Origin of the sequence: Sphingopyxis sp. KK2, assembly GCF_001990265.1 — a bacterium.
Classification (GTDB): Bacteria; Pseudomonadota; Alphaproteobacteria; order Sphingomonadales; family Sphingomonadaceae; genus Sphingopyxis.
Genome location: NZ_LYVN01000017.1, coordinates 27,004 through 45,383, shown reverse-complemented (window position 1 = coordinate 45,383; position 18,380 = coordinate 27,004). Strand labels below are relative to the sequence as shown.

The window sequence follows — 18,380 nt, the reverse complement described above, 5'->3', positions numbered from 1 at the left end:
GTCCAAGGCGTAGCAGCGCTATATTCGGCCCTCAAGCGCGCATTTCTTGCCCCCGAAGGTTTGACTCCGGTTGACTCTGCGGCATCCCCCCGCAAAGGGCTGTCCCCACCGAATCCCGCCACCGCCCAACATTCCCCGGGGGACTTATGACACTGCCCGAACGTCAACTCGCCAACGCGATCCGCGCGCTTGCGATGGATGCCGTACAAGCCGCGAACAGCGGTCATCCAGGGATGCCGATGGGCATGGCCGACGTCGCGACGGTCCTTTATTCGGACTATCTGCGCTTCGATCCGACCGACCCGCACTGGCCCGACCGCGACCGATTCGTCCTGTCGGCGGGCCATGGCTCGATGCTCGCTTATGCGACGCTGCATCTTGCCGGATATGCGCGGCCGACGATCGACGACATCCGCAATTTCCGCCAACTGCACAGCCCGTGCGCCGGCCACCCGGAAAATTTCGAACTCGAGGGGGTCGAGACGACGACCGGCCCGCTGGGGCAGGGGCTTGCCACCGCGGTCGGCATGGCGATCGCCGAGCGTCACCTCAATGCGCTCTATGGTGACGACCTCGTCAATCACCGCACCTGGGTGATCGCGGGCGACGGCTGCCTGATGGAGGGCATCAACCACGAAGCCATCGGCCTCGCCGGCCACCTCGGCCTCGGTCGCATGACCGTGCTGTGGGACGACAACAAGATCACCATCGACGGGTCGACCGACCTGTCGACCAGCGAAGACATCGCCGCCCGCTACGAAGCGACCGGCTGGCATGTCGAACGCTGCGACGGCCATGACCCTGCCGACATCCGCCGCGCGATCGACGCCGCGCTCGCCGATCCGCGCCCGTCGCTGATCGCGTGCCGCACGCTGATCGGCTTCGGCGCTCCGAACAAGCAGGGTACTTCTGCCACCCACGGTTCGCCGCTCGGCGCCGACGAAATCGCCGCGACGCGCGAAAATCTCGGTTGGACCTACGAGCCCTTCGACATCCCCGCCGACATCGCCGCCGCGTGGGCGGCGTTCGGCGAGGAAGGCAAGAAGCGCCACAATCTGTGGAAGCTTCGCCTCGCAAACGACGAAAAGAAGGATGAATTTTCGGCGCGGCTTTCCGGCGACGTGACACCGGGTGCGGCTTTCAGCGCTTATCTTAACGGCCTCGTCGCCGAGCCGCCGAAGGTCGCGACGCGCAAGGCGTCGGAGAACACGCTCGGCGCGCTTACCGCCGATATCGCATCGCTGATCGGCGGTAGCGCCGACCTTACCGGTTCGAACAATACCAAAACTTCGTCGACCAAGCCTTTGACCAAGGACGATTATTCGGGCCGCTATATCTATTATGGCATCCGTGAATTCGGCATGGCCGCGGCGATGAACGGCATGGCGCTGCACGGCGGCGTCGTCCCCTATGGCGGCACTTTCCTCGTCTTCGCCGACTATTGCCGCGCCGCGATCCGCCTGTCGGCGCTCCAGCAGCAGCGCGTCGTCTATGTGATGACGCACGACAGCATCGGGCTTGGCGAGGACGGCCCGACGCACCAGCCGATCGAGCATCTCCAGTCGCTGCGCGCGATGCCCAACCTGCTCGTGATGCGCCCCGCCGACGCGATCGAGACCGCCGAATGCTGGGCGCTGGCGCTGGCGCAGACGGATCGCCCGTCGCTGCTCGCGCTGACCCGCCAGAATCTGCCGCCGTTGCGTCATGACGTCACGGAAAATCTTTGCGCGAAAGGCGGTTACCGCATTCGCGAGGCCGCTGCCGCGCGCAAGGTGGTGCTCGTCGCCACCGGCTCCGAAGTGTCGCTGGCGATCGAGGTTGCCGAGAAGCTCGAGGCTGCTGGCCACGGTGCCGACGTCGTCTCGATGGTGTCGACCGAACTCTTCGACGAGCAGGATGGCACCTATCAGGATGCGATCCTTCCGCGCGACGCGCTGATCGTCTCGATCGAGGCGGGCACGACCTTCGGCTGGGAACGCTACACCGGACGCGATGGCCTGCGCTTCGGCATCGACAGCTTCGGCGCCTCGGCTCCGATCGAAGACCTATTCAAGCATTTCGGCCTTACCGTCGATGCTATCACCCCCCAGATCCTGGCAAAGCTCGGCGCATAAGGACCGGCTTACCCCACGCAGAAAGGACATATCGACATGGCAGTGAAGGTTGCAATCAACGGTTTCGGACGCATCGGGCGCAATGTGGCGCGCGCCATCCTCGAACGGACCGACCACGACCTCGAACTGGTGTCGATCAACGATCTCGCCGATGCCAAGGCGAACGCCCGCCTGTTCCAGCGCGATTCGGTCCATGGCCCGTTCAACGGCACCGTCGAAGTCGACGGCAGCGACCTGATCGTTAACGGCAAGCGCATCCAGGTTACCGCCGAGCGCGATCCCGCCAAGCTGCCCCATGCCGCCAACGGCATCGACATCGCGCTTGAATGCACGGGCTTTTTCACCGACCGCAAGGGCGGCCAGGCGCATCTCGACGCCGGCGCCAAGCGCGTCCTGATCTCGGCCCCCGCCAAGGAAGTCGACCTGACGGTGGTCTATGGCGTCAACCACGACAAGATCGGCGCCGAGCATGTGATCGTCTCGAACGCGTCGTGCACCACCAACTGCCTCGCGCCGATGGCCAAGGTGCTGCATGAGAAGATCGGCATCGAGCGCGGTCTGATGACCACGATTCACGCCTATACCAACGACCAGAAGATACTCGACCAGATCCACTCGGATCCGCGCCGCGCCCGCGCTGCCGCGATGTCGATGATCCCGACCAGCACCGGTGCGGCCGTTGCTGTCGGCCTCGTCCTGCCCGAACTCAAGGGCAAGCTCGACGGCTCGTCGATCCGCGTCCCGACCCCCAATGTTTCGGTCGTCGACCTGACCTTCACGCCCAGCCGCGACACGACCGCCGAAGAGGTCAACAAGCTGCTGAAGGAAGCCGCCGAAGGCGATCTCAAGGGCGTGCTCGGCTTCACCGACGAACCGCTGGTCTCGATCGATTTCAACCACGATGCGCACAGCTCGACGATCGACAGCCTCGAAACCGCGGTCATCGACGGCAAGCTGGTGCGCGTGCTCAGCTGGTACGACAATGAATGGGGCTTCTCCAACCGCATGATCGACACCGCGGGCGTGATCGCCAAGTTCCTCTGAGCCTAAGGAAAACAGCGATGACCGCGTTCAAGACCCTCGACGACATCGGCGACGTCACCGGCAAGAAGGTGCTGGTGCGCGTCGACCTCAATGTCCCGATGATCGACGGCGCGGTCGGCGACAAGACGCGGATCGAGGCGGCGATGCCGACGATCCGCGAATTGTCCGACAAGGGCGCGATCGTCCTGCTGCTCGCGCATTTCGGGCGGCCCAAGGGCGCGAAGAATCCGACCCAGTCGCTGAGCCTCGTGATGGGCGGGGTCGAGGATGTGCTCGGCCATTCGGTGATGTTCATCCCCGAATGCGTGGGTGAAGGCGCCAAGGCTGGCATCGCGGTGCTCGCCCCCGGCGACGTCGCGGTGCTCGAGAACACGCGCTTCTGCCCCGGCGAGGAAAAGAACGACCCCGCCTTCGCCGACGCGCTCGCCGAGGTCGGCGACCTTTATGTCAACGACGCCTTCTCGGCCGCGCATCGCGCGCATGGTTCGACCGAGGGCGTCGCGCACCGGCTGCCGGCTTATGCGGGCCGCGCGATGGAGGCCGAACTCAGGGCGCTCGATGCCGCGCTCGGCAATCCGGTGCATCCGGTCGCCGCGGTCGTCGGCGGCGCCAAGGTATCGTCGAAGATCGATGTGCTCCGCAACCTCGTCGGCCAGGTCGATCACCTGATCATCGGCGGCGGCATGGCGAACACCTTCCTTGCCGCGCGCGGAGTCGACGTCGGCAAGTCCCTGTGCGAGCACGACCTGGTCGATACCGCCAATGCGATTTTCGACGCCGCCGACAAGGCGGGCTGCACGATCCATTTGCCTTATGACGTCGTGGTGGCGAAGCAGTTCGCCGCCAATCCGCCGACGCGCACGGTCAATGTCCATGAAGTCGCCGCCGACGAGATGATCCTCGACATCGGCCCCGCCGCGACCGAAGCCTTGGCAGACGTGCTCAAAAATTGTCGTACGCTGGTGTGGAACGGCCCGCTCGGCGCGTTCGAGACCCCGCCCTTCGACACCGCGACCGTCGCGCTGGCCAAGACCGCCGCGGCGCTCACCCGCAGCGGCACGCTGACGTCGGTCGCGGGCGGCGGCGACACCGTCGCGGCGCTCAACCACGCTGGAGCGGCCGCCGACTTCACCTTCGTCTCGACCGCGGGCGGCGCCTTCCTCGAATGGATGGAAGGCAAGCCGCTGCCGGGCGTGGACGCGCTCAAAGCCTGAATCTTCGCGCATTTGCATCCGGTTCGCCGGATCGCTATGCGCGCCATCGCATACCTATGCAAAGCCACGGAGATGTTATGACCACCGCCAATGCCGCCATGCTCGAACAGATCAAATCGGGGCAGGGCTTCATCGCCGCGCTCGACCAGAGCGGCGGTTCGACGCCCAAGGCGCTGAAGGGCTATGGCATCGAGGGTGACGCTTTTTCGAACGACGAGGAAATGTTCGGGCTGATCCACGACATGCGCAGCCGCATCGTCACGTCGCCCTGTTTCAACGGCGAGAAGGTGATCGGCGCGATCCTGTTCGAACGCACGATGGACGGCGATGCCGGCGGCAAGCCGGTCCCGGCGCTGCTGTGGGACCGCGGCGTGGTGCCCTTCCTCAAGGTCGACAAGGGGCTCGAGGACGAAGCCGACGGCGTCCAGCTGATGAAGCCGAACCCCGGTCTCGACGATCTGTGCGCCCGCGCGGTCGCCAAGGGGGTGTTCGGCACCAAGATGCGCAGCGTCGTCAACCTCGCCAACGAAGCGGGCGTCAAGGCGATCGTCGAACAGCAGTTCGCCGAAGCCGCGCGCATCGCCGCGCACGGCCTCGTCCCGATCATCGAGCCCGAAGTGAACATCAAGAGCGCCGAGCGCGACGCGGCCGACCGCCTGCTGCTCAAGGAAACGCTCGCGGCGCTCGACGCCTGGACCGGCGAACCGGTGATGCTCAAACTCTCCTTGCCGACCGAAGCCGGGCTGTTCCAGCCGCTGGTCGACCATCCCAAGGTGCTTCGTGTCGTCGCTCTTTCGGGCGGCTTCGCGCGCCCCGAAGCCTGCGTCGAGCTGGCGAAGAACCCCGGCATCATCGCGAGCTTCAGCCGCGCGCTGCTGGAAGACCTGCGTCACCAGATGAGCGACGAAGAATTCAACGCCTCGCTCGGCGGCGCGATCGACGAAATTCACGCGGCCTCCGTGGCCTGATGTGATGGGAGAGAGGTGGCAAGCCGTCGACGATTATATCGCCGACCGATTGCTCGGCGCCGACGACGCGCTTGCCGCCACCCTCGCGAACAACGAAACTCAGGGACTGCCGCCGATCGACGTGTCGGCGGCGCAGGGCAAGATGCTCTTCCTGCTCGCGCAGATGGCGGGGGCAAGGCGCATCCTCGAAGTCGGCACGCTCGGTGGCTATTCGACGATCTGGCTGGCGCGCGCGTTGCCGGCAGGTGGCCAGTTGGTCACACTCGAACTCGAGCCGCACCATGCCGCGGTCGCGCGCGAAAATCTGGAATGCGCGGGCGTGTCGGACAAGGTTGATATCCGCCTTGGAAACGCTGCCGACAGCCTTGCGGCAATGACCGCCGGCGATCCGTTCGACTTCGTCTTCATCGACGCCGACAAGCAGAGCAACGCGCTTTATGTTTCCGAAGCGATCCGTCTCGGCCGCCCAGGCATGACGATCATCGTCGACAATGTCGTGCGCGAGGGCGGTGTGCTCGAAGCGGACAGCGCCGACGAACGCATCATCGGCACCCGCGCGCTGTTCGACATGCTGCGCGCCGACCCGCGGCTTGATGCGACGGCGGTGCAGACGGTCGGCGCCAAGGGCTGGGACGGGTTCGTGCTGGCGCGGGTGCGTTAGCGGTCCGCGTCGAAACGAAAATCGAAGCGATACTCGCCCATTGCTATGCGCTGGTTCAGCCGTCGCTCGGGACGAACGGCCTCGATCAGAATGGCGCCGCCCTTCACGCGTCGCGGTTCGCCAGCGACAAGCTCCAACTCGGTGTCTTCGGGCCATTTCGGGTTCAGATAGGTGATACGGACGCGGACGCGTCCCGGCGATACGCAGTCTACGTCGGCGGGGCAGCGACTGTCCTCTGTGACTTCCACCGGCTGCGCGATCACCTCGCCGAGGTCAGCAACATGGCCGAGCCGCGCATCCTTCGAGCCGGTCCAGGGATAGGTTGTGAAACCCGTTGTCGCGAGCATCGCCAGCGGCAGCATCAGGATCGGCAGCAGGCGTGTCATCCTGTGCATCATAGCCGATTTCGTGGCGGACAGGCAAAACCGATCGTTGGGCGGACGCCTAGATCCCGCCATCGAACCGGAAGCTGAACCGGTAATCCTCGGGCTTCAGCGTCACATTGGTCATCTTCTCGGGCCGCACCGATTCCAGACGGATTGCGCCGTCGGCGAGCGGCGTCGATTCGCCGAGCGTCACTTCGAACGGCTGCTTCTCGCCATTGCCGCGCCACCAGAGCATCTTCACGCGCACGCGGCCCGCCCAGACGCAGCGCGCGTTCATCGGGCAGCGACTGTCTTCGAGCACTTCGACTGGCTGGACGATCGGGCCATCGACCATCGCGCGCTGGCCGAGGGCGACGTCGCTGCCGTCCTGCAAGGGGGTGGCGGCGCCGGTGGCGGCGCAGGCGGAAAGGGTGAGGGTGCCGAAGGCGGCGAGACAGGCTGTTTTCATCATTTGCCCGCACCTAAGCGCGTCGCTATGAACCCGCCATGACCCACGACACCCGCATTCCCTGCCAGCTTTATCTCATCTCGCCGCTCGACGTCGGCGGCGATTTTCCTGCCCGCTTGGAAGAAGCGTTGAGCGCCGCGCCGGTCGCGGCCTTCCAGTTTCGCGTCAAGGACATCGAGCAGCATGAGGCGGCGCGCCTCGCCGAGCCGCTGCAGGCGATCTGCGCCGCGCACGACACCGCCTTCATCGTCAACGACGATGTCGCGCTCGCCAAAAGACTCGGCGCCGATGGGGTGCATCTGGGGCAGGGCGACGGCGATCCCAAGGAGGCGCGCCGTATCCTCGGCGCCGATGTGCAGATCGGGGTGACCTGCCACGGCAGCCGCCATCTCGCGATGGAAGCGGGCGATGCCGGTGCCGATTATGTCGCCTTCGGTGCCTTTTACCCGACGACGACCAAGACGGTCGAGCATATGGCCGACCCCGAAATCCTGACCTGGTGGCAGAGCATGTTCGAGCTCCCCTGCGTGGCCATCGGCGGCATCGCCCCCGACAATGCCAAGGCCTTGATCGACGCGGGCGCCGATTTTCTCGCGGTGTCGGGCGCGGTCTGGACGCATCCTGAAGGGCCGGCGGCTGCCGTGAAGCAGTTCGACGCACTGCTCGCGGGGTGAAACGCCGGCGGCTTTGCGCGCTCGGCGCCGCGCTGCTGGTGACCGGCGGCACGGCATCGAGCGGGCGCGAAGCCGATCCCGACGCGCTCGCCATCCCCGTCGAGGGCATCAAGGCGTCAGAACTGGTCGACAGCTGGACCAGCGTGCGTAGCGGGGGGCGGTCGCACCGCGCGATCGACATTCCCGCGCCGATCGGGACGCCGGTGCTCGCGGCGATGGACGGGCGGATCGAAAAGCTCTTCGCCTCCGACCGCGGCGGGCTGACGATCTACCAGCGCTCGCCCGATGGCCGGCTGATTCTCTATTATGCGCATCTGCAGGGCTATCGTCGCGGGTTGGCCGAGGGCGACGCGGTGCGCAAGGGGCAGGTGATCGCGACCGTCGGTGCGAGTGGCAATGCCGACCCGGCCTTTCCGCACCTGCATTTCCAGTTGCTCGCGACCGAGCCGGGCAGCGGCTGGAACGTCGGCGAACCGGTCAATCCCTATCCGCTGCTCACCGGGCGGCGCGGCCGCCCCTGATCGATCAGCCGGCGGGATAGTCGCGGCCGGGCGTCTTGCCGGGATCGTCGCCCTTGCTGCGCGGCGGCGCGCCGTCCTTGCGCCAGCCGAACAGGCCGGCGCAGGGCGCAGGGCGCCGAGGGAGGGAGTGGCCGCCGCGGCGAGCGCGGGGCATGTCGTCGGAGAGGTTGCAGGTCATCATGGCCGCGCTTCTGCCAGCGCCGGTCGCATTGCTATTGGATCGTTGCGTCAAAAGGATTTCGGCCCGTCGCATTTGGCGCTTCGGTCCAATCAGACGCGCGCCTTTTCGCTTGCGCATCGTGCGGCACCTCGCGAGACAGCGGGCGGGGAGATTGACCATGACCGAAGCCACCGCGCCCAAGACCGGCGTCCGCGAACTGACGCTGCGTGCGATCCTGCTCGGCGGCGTGTTGACCTTGATGTTCACCGCCGCGAACGTCTACCTCGGGCTGAAGGTCGGGCTGACCTTCGCAACCTCGATCCCCGCCGCGGTGATCTCGATGGCGCTGCTGCGCTTCATGAGCGGCGCGACGATCCTTGAGAATAATATCGTCCAGACGATCGCAAGCGCCGCGGGCACGCTCGCCGCGATCATCTTCGTACTGCCCGGACTAGTGATGGTCGGTTACTGGCAGGGCTTCCCGCTGCTCGAAACCACCGCGATCACGATGCTCGGCGGAATCCTCGGCGTGCTCTTCTCGGTTCCGCTGCGCCGTGCGCTCGTCGTCGATGCCGACCTGCCCTATCCCGAAGGCCGTGCCGCCGCCGAGGTGCTGCAGGTCGGCGCCGCGAGCGCCGAGGGCGCGGCGGAGAATAAGGCTGGTTTATCCGCCCTGCTGTGGAACAGCCTTGTCGCCGCGGGCTTCACCCTGCTCACCCAGATGAAGCTCGCCGCCGCCGAAGTGTCGAAATGGTTTTCGGTCGGGGCAGGGGCGACGGGCATTGCCGGGGGTCTCGGCTTTGCGCTGTTCGGCGTCGGCCATCTCGTCGGCCTGTCGGTCGGCATCGCGCAGCTCGTCGGACTGGTCACCGGCTGGTGGGTGCTGTTGCCGATCCTGACGCAGGGCGTCGCGGGTCCCGATGCCGAGACGATCGCCAACGAGGTCTTCCGTGCCGACGTGCGCTTCTTCGGCGCGGGCGTTATCGCCGTGGCGGCGATCTGGACGTTGATGAAGATCGCAGGACCGGTGATCGGCGGCATCCGTTCGGCAATGGCGGCGAGCAAGGCGCGTCATGCCGGGACCGCGCTTGCGGTGGGCGAGCAGGATATTCCGATCGGCTGGGTGTTCGGCGGTTCGCTGCTCGTGCTCGTCCCGATCGCCGCGCTGCTCTGGTCGGTGCTTGCGGGCGGGCCGCTCGCCGGGTCGGCGGTGATTCTCGTCGCCGGGGCGCTGGTGTTCGTCGTGGTCGTCGGCCTGATGATCGCGTCGGTCACCGGCTATATGGCGGGCCTGATCGGCGCGTCGAACTCGCCGGTGTCGGGCATCGGCATCCTCGCGATCATCGCCTCCTCGCTGCTGCTCGTCGGACTGCTCGGCCGTGGCGGCGGCACCGAGGCGAGCGCCGCGATGGTCGCCTATGCGCTGATCGTCACCGGCGTCGTCTTCGGCATCGCGACGATCTCGAACGACAATCTGCAGGATCTCAAGACCGGTCAGATCGTCGGCGCGACGCCGTGGAAGCAACAGGTCGCGCTGATCATCGGCGTGATCTTCGGCTCGCTCGTCGTGCCGCCGGTGCTCAACGTGCTCAACGAAACGCTCGGTTTCGTCGGCGTCCCCGGCGCCGGTCCCAACGCGCTCGCGGCGCCGCAGGCGGGGCTGATCTCGTCGCTGGCGAAGGGCGTGCTCGGCGGCGACCTCAACTGGACGATGCTCGGCTATGGCGCGCTCGTCGGCGTCGGCTTTATCTTCGTCGACGAACTGCTCGGCCGCATGGGCAAGCTGCGGCTTCCGCCGCTGGCTATCGGGATCGGCATCTATCTGCCGATGGCGGTCATCCTGCCGGTGGTGATCGGCGCCATTGGCGGCTGGTTCTACGACCGCTGGGCCGAACGCCGCGCGAATGCCGCTTTCGCGCATCGCATGGGCGTGCTGACCGCGACTGGCATGATCGTCGGCGAAAGCCTGTTCGGGGTGTTCTATGCGGGTCTCGTCTACGCGACCGACAGCGACGCGCCGCTTGCGGTGGTCGGTGACGGCTTCCAGGTCCCGTCGATCTTCATCGGCCTCGGCCTGTTCGCCGCGCTGATCTCGCTCAGCTACGCCCGGACCCGCAAGGCGGTCACCACGACCGCCTGACGACACGCACCGCTTGCCCTTGGCCGCGCGTCCGGCTAAGGGCGCGCTCCTGTGACCGGCACTATCGATGCGCCGGCGGCTCTTTCCATCCTTGAACCAGCGAGTGTGCGCGATGAAAATCACCGGCGTTGAAATCCGTCCCGGCAATATTATCGAATTTGAAAAGGGGATCTGGAAGGTCACCAAGATCCAGCACACCCAGCCGGGCAAGGGCGGCGCCTATATGCAGGTCGAAGCCAAGAATCTGATCGACGGCCGCAAGCTCAACAACCGTTTCCGCAGCGCCGACACGGTCGAAAAAGTCCGTCTCGACACCAAGGATTTCCAGTTCCTCTATGCCGAGGGCGACGATCTGGTGTTCATGGACAAGGACACGTTCGAACAGATCAACATCTCGAAGGATGTCGTCGGCGAAGCGCATGAATTCCTCCAGGACGGCATGGATGTCGTGCTCGAACTCTGGGAAGAGCGCCCGATCTCGGTCGAATTGCCCGAAACGATCGAGGCGACGATCGTCGAGGCCGACGCGGTGGTGAAGGGCCAGACGGCATCCTCGTCGTACAAGCCCGCGATCCTCGACAATGGCGTGCGCGTGATGGTGCCGCCGCACATCACCAGCGGCACCCGCATCGTCGTGCATGTCTACGACCGCGAATATGTGCGGCGCGCCGACTGACATTCGTCGCCCCGGCGAAAGCTGGGGCCGCTAACGTTCTTATTGCCGATAGCGATCCCGGCTTTCGCCGGGATGACGACTTCGGAGGAAACAAAATGGCCGTATCGGGCATCATCACCGTCATGGAACGCGCCGCGCGCAAGGCCGGCACCAAGCTGCGCCGCGACTTCGGCGAGATCGAGCATCTGCAGGTTTCGCAGAAGGGCCCGGCCGACTTCGTGTCGAAGGCCGATCAGGCCGCCGAGCGCACCCTCTACGACGAACTCGGCCGCGACCGTCCGGGCTGGGGCTTCCTGATGGAAGAGGCCGGCGAGATCGAGGGCGAACCCGGCAAGCCGCGCTTCATCATCGATCCGCTCGACGGCACCTCGAACTTCCTCCACGCCATCCCGCATTTCGCGATTTCGATCGCGGTGCAGGAACCCAAGCTCGGCGGCGGCTGGGGCGACATCACCTCGTGCCTCATCTATCACCCGGTCACCGACGAAAGCTATTGGGCCGAGCGCGGCCGCGGCGCCTGGCTGCACGACCGGCGCCTGCGCGTGTCGTCGCGCCGCCACCTCAACGAATGCCTGATCGCCACCGGTATTCCCTTCATGGGCCATGGCAATATGGCGCAGTGGAGCCGCGTGTTCGGCGCCGTCGCGCCCGAAGTCGCCGGTATCCGCCGTTTCGGCGCCGCCAGCCTCGACCTCGCCTGGGTCGCGGCGGGTCGTTATGACGGCTTCTGGGAAAGCGACCTGAACATCTGGGACGTCGCGGCGGGCATATTGCTCGTGCGCGAAGCCGGCGGCTTCGTCAGCGATTTCCGTGGCGGCGACCGCGCGATCGAACGCAGCGAGTTCATCGCGGGCAGCGCTGCGGTGCATTCGAAGCTGCAGAAACTCGTCGCCGGCGCGCTCCGCAACGCCTGACGCGCCGGGGTGGCCCCGGCGCGAGCCGGGGCGCTCCCACTATTTTTCGTAAATATGCGCGTGATAGGCGTCCATCAGCGCCGCCCAGGTGTTGAACGCCTCGCCCAGATTCTCGCGCGGGATGCCCGCGAAATCGAGGTCGATGTCCATTTCGAGCACCGGGTCGCCGCTTTCGTCGCGATAGGCGCGGCCGAAGCGCTTGCCGCTGTTCCATTCGTTCAGCCGTTCGAGCGTCGTGCTCTTCGCGTCGTCGAAGCCCATGTAGAATTGCAGCGTCTTGCAGGCCTTGCCCGCATCGTCGCAATTCATGAACAGGACGAGGAACTTCAGGCCGTCGCGGCTGCTCTCGATATAGGGGCCTTCGCCCTCGGTAGTGACGATCTTGGCGGGCCAGCCCTGCGACTCGACGATCTGCTTGATGACCTGGGGATTCTGCGCATTGACCAGTTCAGCCTGCGCCGGCGCCGCCGCCAGCGCTGCCGCTGTCGCGATCGCCCATCCGCCCATCGTCGAAACTCTTCCCATGATTTTCCCCCGTATAAGGCCATCCGCGACCCGCGCGGTCCGCCGACCCGATGACGGCGTAACATGCTCTTGGCCGCCGTCGCCAGCGTCCAATATGCTTTTGGTCACAGAGAGGTTATTTTCCTGCCCGCAGCGCTTGCGACCCGCGCCTTGCTGGCCTAAAGCGCCCGCAACGAAAGGCGCCCAAGCGCCCCAAAAAGACTGCGAGCTCCCATGGTCGACCTGACGCAATATTTGCCGATCCTGATCTTCCTGTTCGTGGCTGTCGGCCTTTCGGCCGCCTTTGTGTTCCTGCCGATGGGCGTGTCGCGCCTGACCGGAGCGCATCAGCCCGATCCAGCGAAGCTTACCGAATATGAATGCGGCTTTCCCGCGTTCGAGGACGCGCGCAGCCAGTTCGACGTGCGTTTCTATCTCGTCGCGATTCTCTTCATCATCTTCGACCTCGAAGCGGCCTTCCTCTTTCCCTGGGCGGTCAGCCTCGATGAAATCGGTTGGGCCGGCTGGGCCACGATGATGATTTTCCTCGCCGAACTCGCGCTCGGCCTTGTTTATGCATGGAAGAAAGGGGCGCTGGATTGGGAATGAGCAATTCGAGCATCCTGATGCCCGGCCAGATGCCGGTTGCCCCGGGCACAGCGCCCGACCAAGGGTATTTCGACGATCTCAACAGCGAGCTTGGTGACAAGGGCTTCCTCGTCACGTCGACCGAGGACATCTTCAACTGGGCGCGCACCGGCTCGCTGTGGTGGATGACCTTCGGGCTCGCCTGCTGCGCGGTCGAGATGATCCACGTCAACATGCCGCGCTATGATATGGAGCGCTTCGGCGCCGCGCCACGTGCGTCGCCGCGCCAGTCGGACGTCATGATCGTCGCGGGCACGCTGTGCAACAAGATGGCGCCCGCGCTGCGCCGGGTCTACGACCAGATGTCGAACCCCAAATATGTCATCTCGATGGGCAGCTGCGCCAATGGCGGCGGCTATTATCACTATAGCTACAGCGTCGTGCGCGGCTGCGACCGTATCGTGCCCGTGGACATCTATGTTCCCGGCTGCCCGCCGACCGCCGAAGCCCTGCTCTATGGCGTGATGCAGTTGCAGCGGAAGATCCGCCGCACCGGGACGATCGAACGCTGATGGGCCATCCTGCACCTTTGGTCGCCCCGCAGTCGGGCCTTGCTGCCGCGCTCAAGGCGCTGCTCGGCAAGGACCTGCTGTCGCACGACTTTGCCGCCGACGAGGACAGCATTACGGTGGATCGCGACGCGATCGCCGCGGTGATGATCGCGCTGCGCGACAATCTCGAATATCAGCAGATGATGGAAATCGCCGGGGTCGACTATCCCGAGCGCGCCGAGCGTTTCGAGGTTGTCTACCACCTGCTCAGCGTCACCATGAACCATCGCCTCCGCGTCCGCGTAACCACCGACGAAGCGACGCCGGTGCCGACGATCGTTCCCGTCTGGCCGAACGCCGGCTGGCTCGAGCGCGAAGTGTTCGACATGTACGGCGTGCTGTTCAGCGGCAACACCGATCTGCGCCGCATCCTGACCGACTATGGTTTCCAGGGGCATCCGCAGCGCAAGGACTTCCCGCTGACCGGCTATACCGAGCTGCGTTACAGCGAAGAGGACAAGCGCGTCGTGTACGAGCCCGTGCGGCTCGCGCAGGATTTCCGCAACTTCGACTTCATGTCGCCGTGGGAAGGCGCCGACTATGTGCTGCCCGGCGACGAAAAGGCCGGCGGCACGGGTGAGGCCCCGGGCAAGGGCGCACCGACGCCGATGACCGCGAAAGAGGTCAAGGCCGCCGACGACAAGGCGAAGGCACCGCCGCCGCCGACCCCCAAGACCACCGAAAAGCCCGAACAGACCGGGGCAGGGGCCAAGGCTAACATCAAGGCCGCCAAGACGAGCCGCGACGGCGCGAAGGCCAAGGCGGCGACCAAGCCCGCCAAGACGCCCGCGACGGCGAAGGCCGAAAAGGCGCCCGCCAAGCCGCGTGCGCCGCGCAAGCCCGAGACGGGAGGTGACGCATGACCGACTCCCCTTATGTGAAGCACCACGGCAGCGACATGTTCACCGGCTATCCGGTCGACACCGCCGATACCGCGGGCGACCAGACCGTCACCAACTACACCATCAACTTCGGTCCGCAGCACCCGGCAGCGCACGGCGTGCTGCGCATGGTGATGGAGCTTGATGGCGAGATCATCGAGCGTGTCGACCCGCACGTCGGGCTGCTCCATCGCGGCACCGAGAAGCTGATCGAGTACAAGACCTATCTGCAGGCTTTGCCCTATTTCGACCGGCTCGACTATTGCTCGCCGCTCGGCATGGAGCACTCGTACGTGCTGGCCATCGAAAAGCTGCTCGATCTCGAAGTGCCCGATCGCGCGCAATATCTGCGGGTGCTGTTCGCCGAGCTGACGCGCATCTGCAACCACATGCTCAACATCGGATCGCACGTCATGGACGTCGGCGCGATGACGCCGAACCTGTGGGTGTTCGAACTGCGCGAGGATTGTCTCAACTTCTTCGAACGTGCCTCGGGCGCGCGCATGCATTCGGCGTGGTTCCGCCCCGGCGGCGTGCATCAGGACGTGCCGGAGAAACTGCTCTACGACATCGGCGAATGGTGCGAAAAGCGCCTGCCGAAGCTGTTCGGCGACGCGATGAGCCTCGTCATCGATAACCGCATCTTCAAGCAGCGCAACGTCGACATCGCGACGGTCAGCAAGGAAGACGCGCTCGCATGGGGCTTCTCGGGTCCGATGATCCGTGGCAGCGGCATCGCGTGGGACCTGCGCAAGTCGCAGCCCTATGACGCCTATGCCAAGATGGATTTCGACATCCCCGTCGGCACGCGCGGCGACTGCTACGACCGCTTCATGGTCCGCGTGCAGGAAGTCTATCAGTCGGCGCGCATCATCCTCCAGTGCATCAACGAAATGCCGAAGGGCCCCGTTGCCAGCCTCGACCGTAAGGTCGTGCCGCCGAAGCGCGCCGAGATGAAGAGCTCGATGGAATCGCTGATCCATCACTTCAAGCTCTACACCGAGGGCTTCCACGTCCCCGCGGGCGAAGTCTATGTCGCGACCGAAAGCCCCAAGGGCGAATTCGGCGTCTATCTGGTCAGCGACGGCAGCAACAAGCCATACCGCTGCAAGATCCGCCCGACGGCGTTTTCGCATTTGCAGGCGATGGACATGATGTCGAAGGGCCATATGCTCGCCGACACCACCGCAATCATCGGCGCGATCGACGTCGTGTTTGGGGAGTGCGACCGGTGAGCAAGCTGGCAGTCGCCGAGACGATGATAGCGCACTACAATGCGCAGGACGCCGACGCCTATGTCGCGCTGATGACCGACGATGCGGCGGAGGCCGGCTATCGCGGCGCGGTCGTTCGGGACGGTAAGGCAGGCGTGCGTGAAGGGCTGAAGGCGATGTTCGCGGAATTTCCGCAAAACCGCGCCGAAATCCTGTCGGGCTATACGCTGGGCGACTTCGTCGTCCTGCATGAAAAGGTTGTCCGCTCACCGGAGGCCGACCCGTTCGAGGTCATGTCCATCTATAGTTTTGAAGGCGACAAGGTGTCGCGTGTGGAGTTTGTCCGCTAATGGCCGACGCACCCCAAATTCCCGATGAGGCCGAAGTCCGCGCGCGCTGGGGCGCGTTTGCATGGACCGCCGAAAATGCCGAAAAGGCAAAGACCGTCATCGCGCGCTACCCTGCCGGGCGCCAGCGTTCGGCGGTGATGCCCTTGCTCGACCTCGCGCAGCGGCAGGTCGGGGCCGAGACGAACACGCAGGGCTGGCTGCCCGTCCCGGTGATCGAATATGTCGCCTCGCAGCTCGATATGCCTTTCATCCGCGCCTATGAGGTCGCGACCTTCTACACCATGTACAATATGGCGCCGGTCGGTCGCTATCATGTCCAGGTGTGCGGCACGACGCCGTGCCTGTTGCGCGGGTCGGACGATGTGATGGCGGCGTGCAAGAACCGCGGCATGGTCAAGGGCAAGACGACGCCCGACGGCCTGTTCACGTTGACCGAGGTTGAGTGCATGGGCACCTGCACCAACGCGCCGATGGTCCAGATCAACGACGATAATTACGAAGACCTCGATTACGACAAGATGGACCGCATCCTCGACGCGCTGGCCGCTGGCGAGACGCCGAAGGCGGGAACGCAGCTTGCCGATCGCCACACCAGCGAGCCGCAGGGCGGTCCGACGACGCTCGTCGAGATGGTCAAGGCCAACCATGATTACCGGAAGGCCTGGTAATGAACGTTCAGAAACTCATCCAGCTGATCGTGCTGCTGGTCTTCGTGATCGTGGCGTGCGTGCTGCTGTCCGTCGCGGCCAAGGTCGCGATCAACCTGGCGCAGATCGCGATCGTCGTCGCGATCATCCTCGTCATCTATTTCCTCGCCGAACGGCTTTTCGGAAAGAAGCGCTGATGCTCGCCGACAAGGATCGCATCTTTACCAACATCTACGGCTTCCAGCCGTGGAACCTGAAATCCGCGCAGGGGCGCGGCGATTGGGACAAGACCAAGGATCTGATGGCCGCGGGACAGGACGCGATCATCGAGACGATCAAGGCGTCGGGGCTGCGCGGCCGCGGCGGCGCGGGCTTCCCGACGGGCCTGAAATGGTCGTTCATGCCCAAGGAGCCGCGCGCCGACCGCCCGAGCTTCCTCGTGATCAACGCCGACGAATCCGAGCCCGGTTCGTGCAAGGACCGCGAGATCATTCGCCACGACCCGCACAAGCTGATCGAGGGCGCGCTGATCGCCGGTTACGCGATGCGCGCGCGTGCCGCGTACATCTACATCCGCGGCGAATTCATCCGCGAGGCCGAGACGCTCTTCGCGGCGGTGCAGGAGGCCTATGACGCCGGCCTGCTTGGCAAGAACGCCGCCAAGTCGGGGTACGACTTCGACGTCTTCGTCCATCGCGGCGCCGGCGCCTATATCTGCGGCGAAGAAACCGCGATGATCGAAAGCCTCGAGGGCAAGAAGGGCCAGCCGCGCCTGAAACCGCCGTTTCCGGCGGGTGCGGGTCTTTATGGCTGCCCGACGACGGTCAACAATGTCGAATCGATCGCGGTCGTCCCGACGATCCTGCGGCGCGGCGCGACCTGGTTTTCCTCCTTCGGGCGCGAGAACAATAAGGGCACCAAGCTCTTCCAGATCAGCGGGCATGTGAACACGCCGTGCGTGGTCGAGGAGGAGATGAGCATCACCTTCCGCGAACTGATCGACCGCCATTGCGGCGGAATCCGCGGCGGTTGGGACAATCTGCTCGCGGTCATCCCCGGCGGTTCGTCGGTCCCGCTGGTTCCGGCGGCGGAGATCATGGACTGCCCGATGGACTTCGACGGGCTGAAAGCCGTCGGATCGGGCCTCGGCACCGCCGCCGCGATCGTGATGGACAAGTCGACCGACGTTGTCCAGGCGATCAGCCGCATCAGCTATTTCTATAAGCATGAAAGCTGCGGCCAGTGCACGCCGTGCCGCGAAGGCACCGGCTGGATGTGGCGCGTGATGGAACGGCTGCGCACCGGCGACGCCGACATCAGCGAGATCGATACGCTGTACGACGTGACCAAGCAGGTCGAAGGCCATACCATCTGCGCGCTCGGCGACGCGGCGGCGTGGCCGATCCAGGGCCTGATCAAGCATTTCCGCCCCGAAATCGAACGCCGCATCCGCGAGAATGGCGGCGCACTCGAGGCTGCCGAGTGACCGACGCCGAGCGCCTCGGCCTTTTGCTCATCGTCGTCGTGGCGATGCTGGCGTTCGGCGTGCGAGCCCTCTGGGGTTCGTCGGAGCCGAAGCCGTCGGCGAAGAACGGCTGGCGCAAGGCCGAGCCCAAGACTTCGGGTCGCTGGTTCGACGATCAGAGCGTCGGGGGAGGCGATTGA

General features: G+C 65.3%; 23 protein-coding genes. 19 read left to right on the top strand and 4 right to left on the bottom strand.

Annotation, left to right across the window (positions count from 1 at the left end):
• The first annotated feature begins 146 nt into the window (after positions 1–146).
• The 5 genes from tkt (at position 147) to B1A78_RS04880 (ending at position 6,001) form a co-directional block, all read left to right on the top strand.
• On the top strand, positions 147–2,114 hold the full coding sequence (gene tkt / locus B1A78_RS04900; protein WP_077145880.1) for a transketolase: 1,968 nt from the start codon (positions 147–149) through the stop codon (positions 2,112–2,114).
• A gap of 36 nt (positions 2,115–2,150) precedes the next feature.
• The gene (gap, locus tag B1A78_RS04895) at positions 2,151–3,158 is read left to right on the top strand and encodes a type I glyceraldehyde-3-phosphate dehydrogenase (RefSeq protein ID WP_077145879.1); all 1,008 of its coding nucleotides are present in this window, start codon (positions 2,151–2,153) and stop codon (positions 3,156–3,158) included.
• Between the two features lie 17 nt (positions 3,159–3,175).
• Entirely contained in the window at positions 3,176–4,372 is a 1,197-nt protein-coding gene (gene pgk, locus B1A78_RS04890) for a phosphoglycerate kinase (protein ID WP_077145878.1), read from the top strand.
• Positions 4,373–4,449: 77 nt separating this feature from the next.
• Positions 4,450–5,340: a fructose bisphosphate aldolase gene (locus B1A78_RS04885; RefSeq protein WP_077145877.1), complete on the top strand. Its 891-nt coding sequence runs from the start codon at positions 4,450–4,452 to the stop codon at positions 5,338–5,340.
• Positions 5,341–5,344: 4 nt separating this feature from the next.
• Positions 5,345–6,001, top strand: coding sequence for an O-methyltransferase (locus B1A78_RS04880; RefSeq protein WP_077145876.1), 657 nt, complete (start codon positions 5,345–5,347; stop codon positions 5,999–6,001).
• Here B1A78_RS04880 and B1A78_RS04875 read toward each other — a convergent pair.
• Together B1A78_RS04875 and B1A78_RS04870 are read right to left on the bottom strand one after the other, a co-directional pair.
• Complete coding sequence (locus tag B1A78_RS04875; protein ID WP_077145875.1) at positions 5,998–6,387, bottom strand: hypothetical protein; 390 nt, start codon at positions 6,385–6,387, stop codon at positions 5,998–6,000. The genes B1A78_RS04880 and B1A78_RS04875 overlap by 4 nt on opposite strands.
• A 58-nt stretch (positions 6,388–6,445) precedes the next feature.
• Positions 6,446–6,838, bottom strand: coding sequence for a hypothetical protein (locus B1A78_RS04870; RefSeq protein ID WP_256837479.1), 393 nt, complete (start codon positions 6,836–6,838; stop codon positions 6,446–6,448).
• A gap of 35 nt (positions 6,839–6,873) precedes the next feature.
• Here B1A78_RS04870 and thiE point away from each other — a divergent pair, with 35 nt between their 5' ends.
• Entirely contained in the window at positions 6,874–7,509 is a 636-nt protein-coding gene (gene thiE / locus B1A78_RS04865) for a thiamine phosphate synthase (RefSeq protein WP_077145874.1), read from the top strand.
• Entirely contained in the window at positions 7,506–8,030 is a 525-nt protein-coding gene (locus B1A78_RS04860; protein WP_077145873.1) for a M23 family metallopeptidase, read from the top strand. Before thiE ends, B1A78_RS04860 begins: the two co-directional genes overlap by 4 nt.
• A gap of 4 nt (positions 8,031–8,034) precedes the next feature.
• Here the strand turns inward: B1A78_RS04860 and B1A78_RS22545 are convergent, their stop codons facing one another.
• Positions 8,035–8,211 (bottom strand): hypothetical protein, encoded by a 177-nt coding sequence (locus B1A78_RS22545; protein ID WP_179101976.1) that lies wholly within the window; start codon positions 8,209–8,211, stop codon positions 8,035–8,037.
• A gap of 157 nt (positions 8,212–8,368) precedes the next feature.
• On the opposite strand from B1A78_RS22545, the gene B1A78_RS04855 reads away from it, so the two are divergent.
• From B1A78_RS04855 to B1A78_RS04845, 3 genes are all read left to right on the top strand, one after another.
• Positions 8,369–10,330, top strand: a complete 1,962-nt coding sequence (locus B1A78_RS04855) for an OPT family oligopeptide transporter (RefSeq protein WP_077145872.1) — start codon at positions 8,369–8,371, stop codon at positions 10,328–10,330.
• A 112-nt stretch (positions 10,331–10,442) separates the two neighbouring features.
• The gene (gene efp / locus B1A78_RS04850) at positions 10,443–11,006 is read left to right on the top strand and encodes an elongation factor P (protein ID WP_077145871.1); all 564 of its coding nucleotides are present in this window, start codon (positions 10,443–10,445) and stop codon (positions 11,004–11,006) included.
• A gap of 95 nt (positions 11,007–11,101) precedes the next feature.
• Positions 11,102–11,920: an inositol monophosphatase family protein gene (locus B1A78_RS04845; RefSeq protein WP_077145870.1), complete on the top strand. Its 819-nt coding sequence runs from the start codon at positions 11,102–11,104 to the stop codon at positions 11,918–11,920.
• Positions 11,921–11,959: 39 nt separating this feature from the next.
• Here B1A78_RS04845 and B1A78_RS04840 read toward each other — a convergent pair whose 3' ends face one another.
• The gene (locus B1A78_RS04840; protein ID WP_077145869.1) at positions 11,960–12,445 is read right to left on the bottom strand and encodes a YbjN domain-containing protein; all 486 of its coding nucleotides are present in this window, start codon (positions 12,443–12,445) and stop codon (positions 11,960–11,962) included.
• A gap of 213 nt (positions 12,446–12,658) precedes the next feature.
• On the opposite strand from B1A78_RS04840, the gene B1A78_RS04835 reads away from it, so the two are divergent.
• Genes B1A78_RS04835 through B1A78_RS04800 form a run of 9 tightly spaced genes read left to right on the top strand, consistent with a single transcriptional unit; the run spans position 12,659 to position 18,380 of the window.
• Complete coding sequence (locus tag B1A78_RS04835; RefSeq protein ID WP_077145868.1) at positions 12,659–13,033, top strand: NADH-quinone oxidoreductase subunit A; 375 nt, start codon at positions 12,659–12,661, stop codon at positions 13,031–13,033.
• Entirely contained in the window at positions 13,030–13,584 is a 555-nt protein-coding gene (locus tag B1A78_RS04830) for an NADH-quinone oxidoreductase subunit B family protein (protein WP_144037686.1), read from the top strand. The genes B1A78_RS04835 and B1A78_RS04830 overlap by 4 nt, the downstream gene beginning before the upstream one ends.
• Positions 13,584–14,486: an NADH-quinone oxidoreductase subunit C gene (locus B1A78_RS04825; protein ID WP_077145867.1), complete on the top strand. Its 903-nt coding sequence runs from the start codon at positions 13,584–13,586 to the stop codon at positions 14,484–14,486. The genes B1A78_RS04830 and B1A78_RS04825 overlap by 1 nt, the downstream gene beginning before the upstream one ends.
• 35 nt (positions 14,487–14,521) lie before the next feature.
• A complete protein-coding gene (locus B1A78_RS04820; protein ID WP_077145866.1) occupies positions 14,522–15,739 on the top strand; it encodes an NADH-quinone oxidoreductase subunit D in 1,218 nt (405 codons plus the stop codon).
• A gap of 23 nt (positions 15,740–15,762) precedes the next feature.
• Entirely contained in the window at positions 15,763–16,068 is a 306-nt protein-coding gene (locus B1A78_RS04815) for a nuclear transport factor 2 family protein (RefSeq protein ID WP_077145882.1), read from the top strand.
• Positions 16,068–16,736: an NADH-quinone oxidoreductase subunit NuoE gene (nuoE, locus tag B1A78_RS04810; RefSeq protein WP_077145865.1), complete on the top strand. Its 669-nt coding sequence runs from the start codon at positions 16,068–16,070 to the stop codon at positions 16,734–16,736. The genes B1A78_RS04815 and nuoE overlap by 1 nt, the downstream gene beginning before the upstream one ends.
• Positions 16,736–16,912, top strand: a complete 177-nt coding sequence (locus B1A78_RS22540) for a hypothetical protein (protein WP_179101975.1) — start codon at positions 16,736–16,738, stop codon at positions 16,910–16,912. The genes nuoE and B1A78_RS22540 overlap by 1 nt, the downstream gene beginning before the upstream one ends.
• Entirely contained in the window at positions 16,912–18,201 is a 1,290-nt protein-coding gene (gene nuoF / locus B1A78_RS04805; protein WP_077145864.1) for an NADH-quinone oxidoreductase subunit NuoF, read from the top strand. The genes B1A78_RS22540 and nuoF overlap by 1 nt, the downstream gene beginning before the upstream one ends.
• Entirely contained in the window at positions 18,198–18,380 is a 183-nt protein-coding gene (locus B1A78_RS04800) for a hypothetical protein (RefSeq protein WP_077145863.1), read from the top strand. The genes nuoF and B1A78_RS04800 overlap by 4 nt, the downstream gene beginning before the upstream one ends.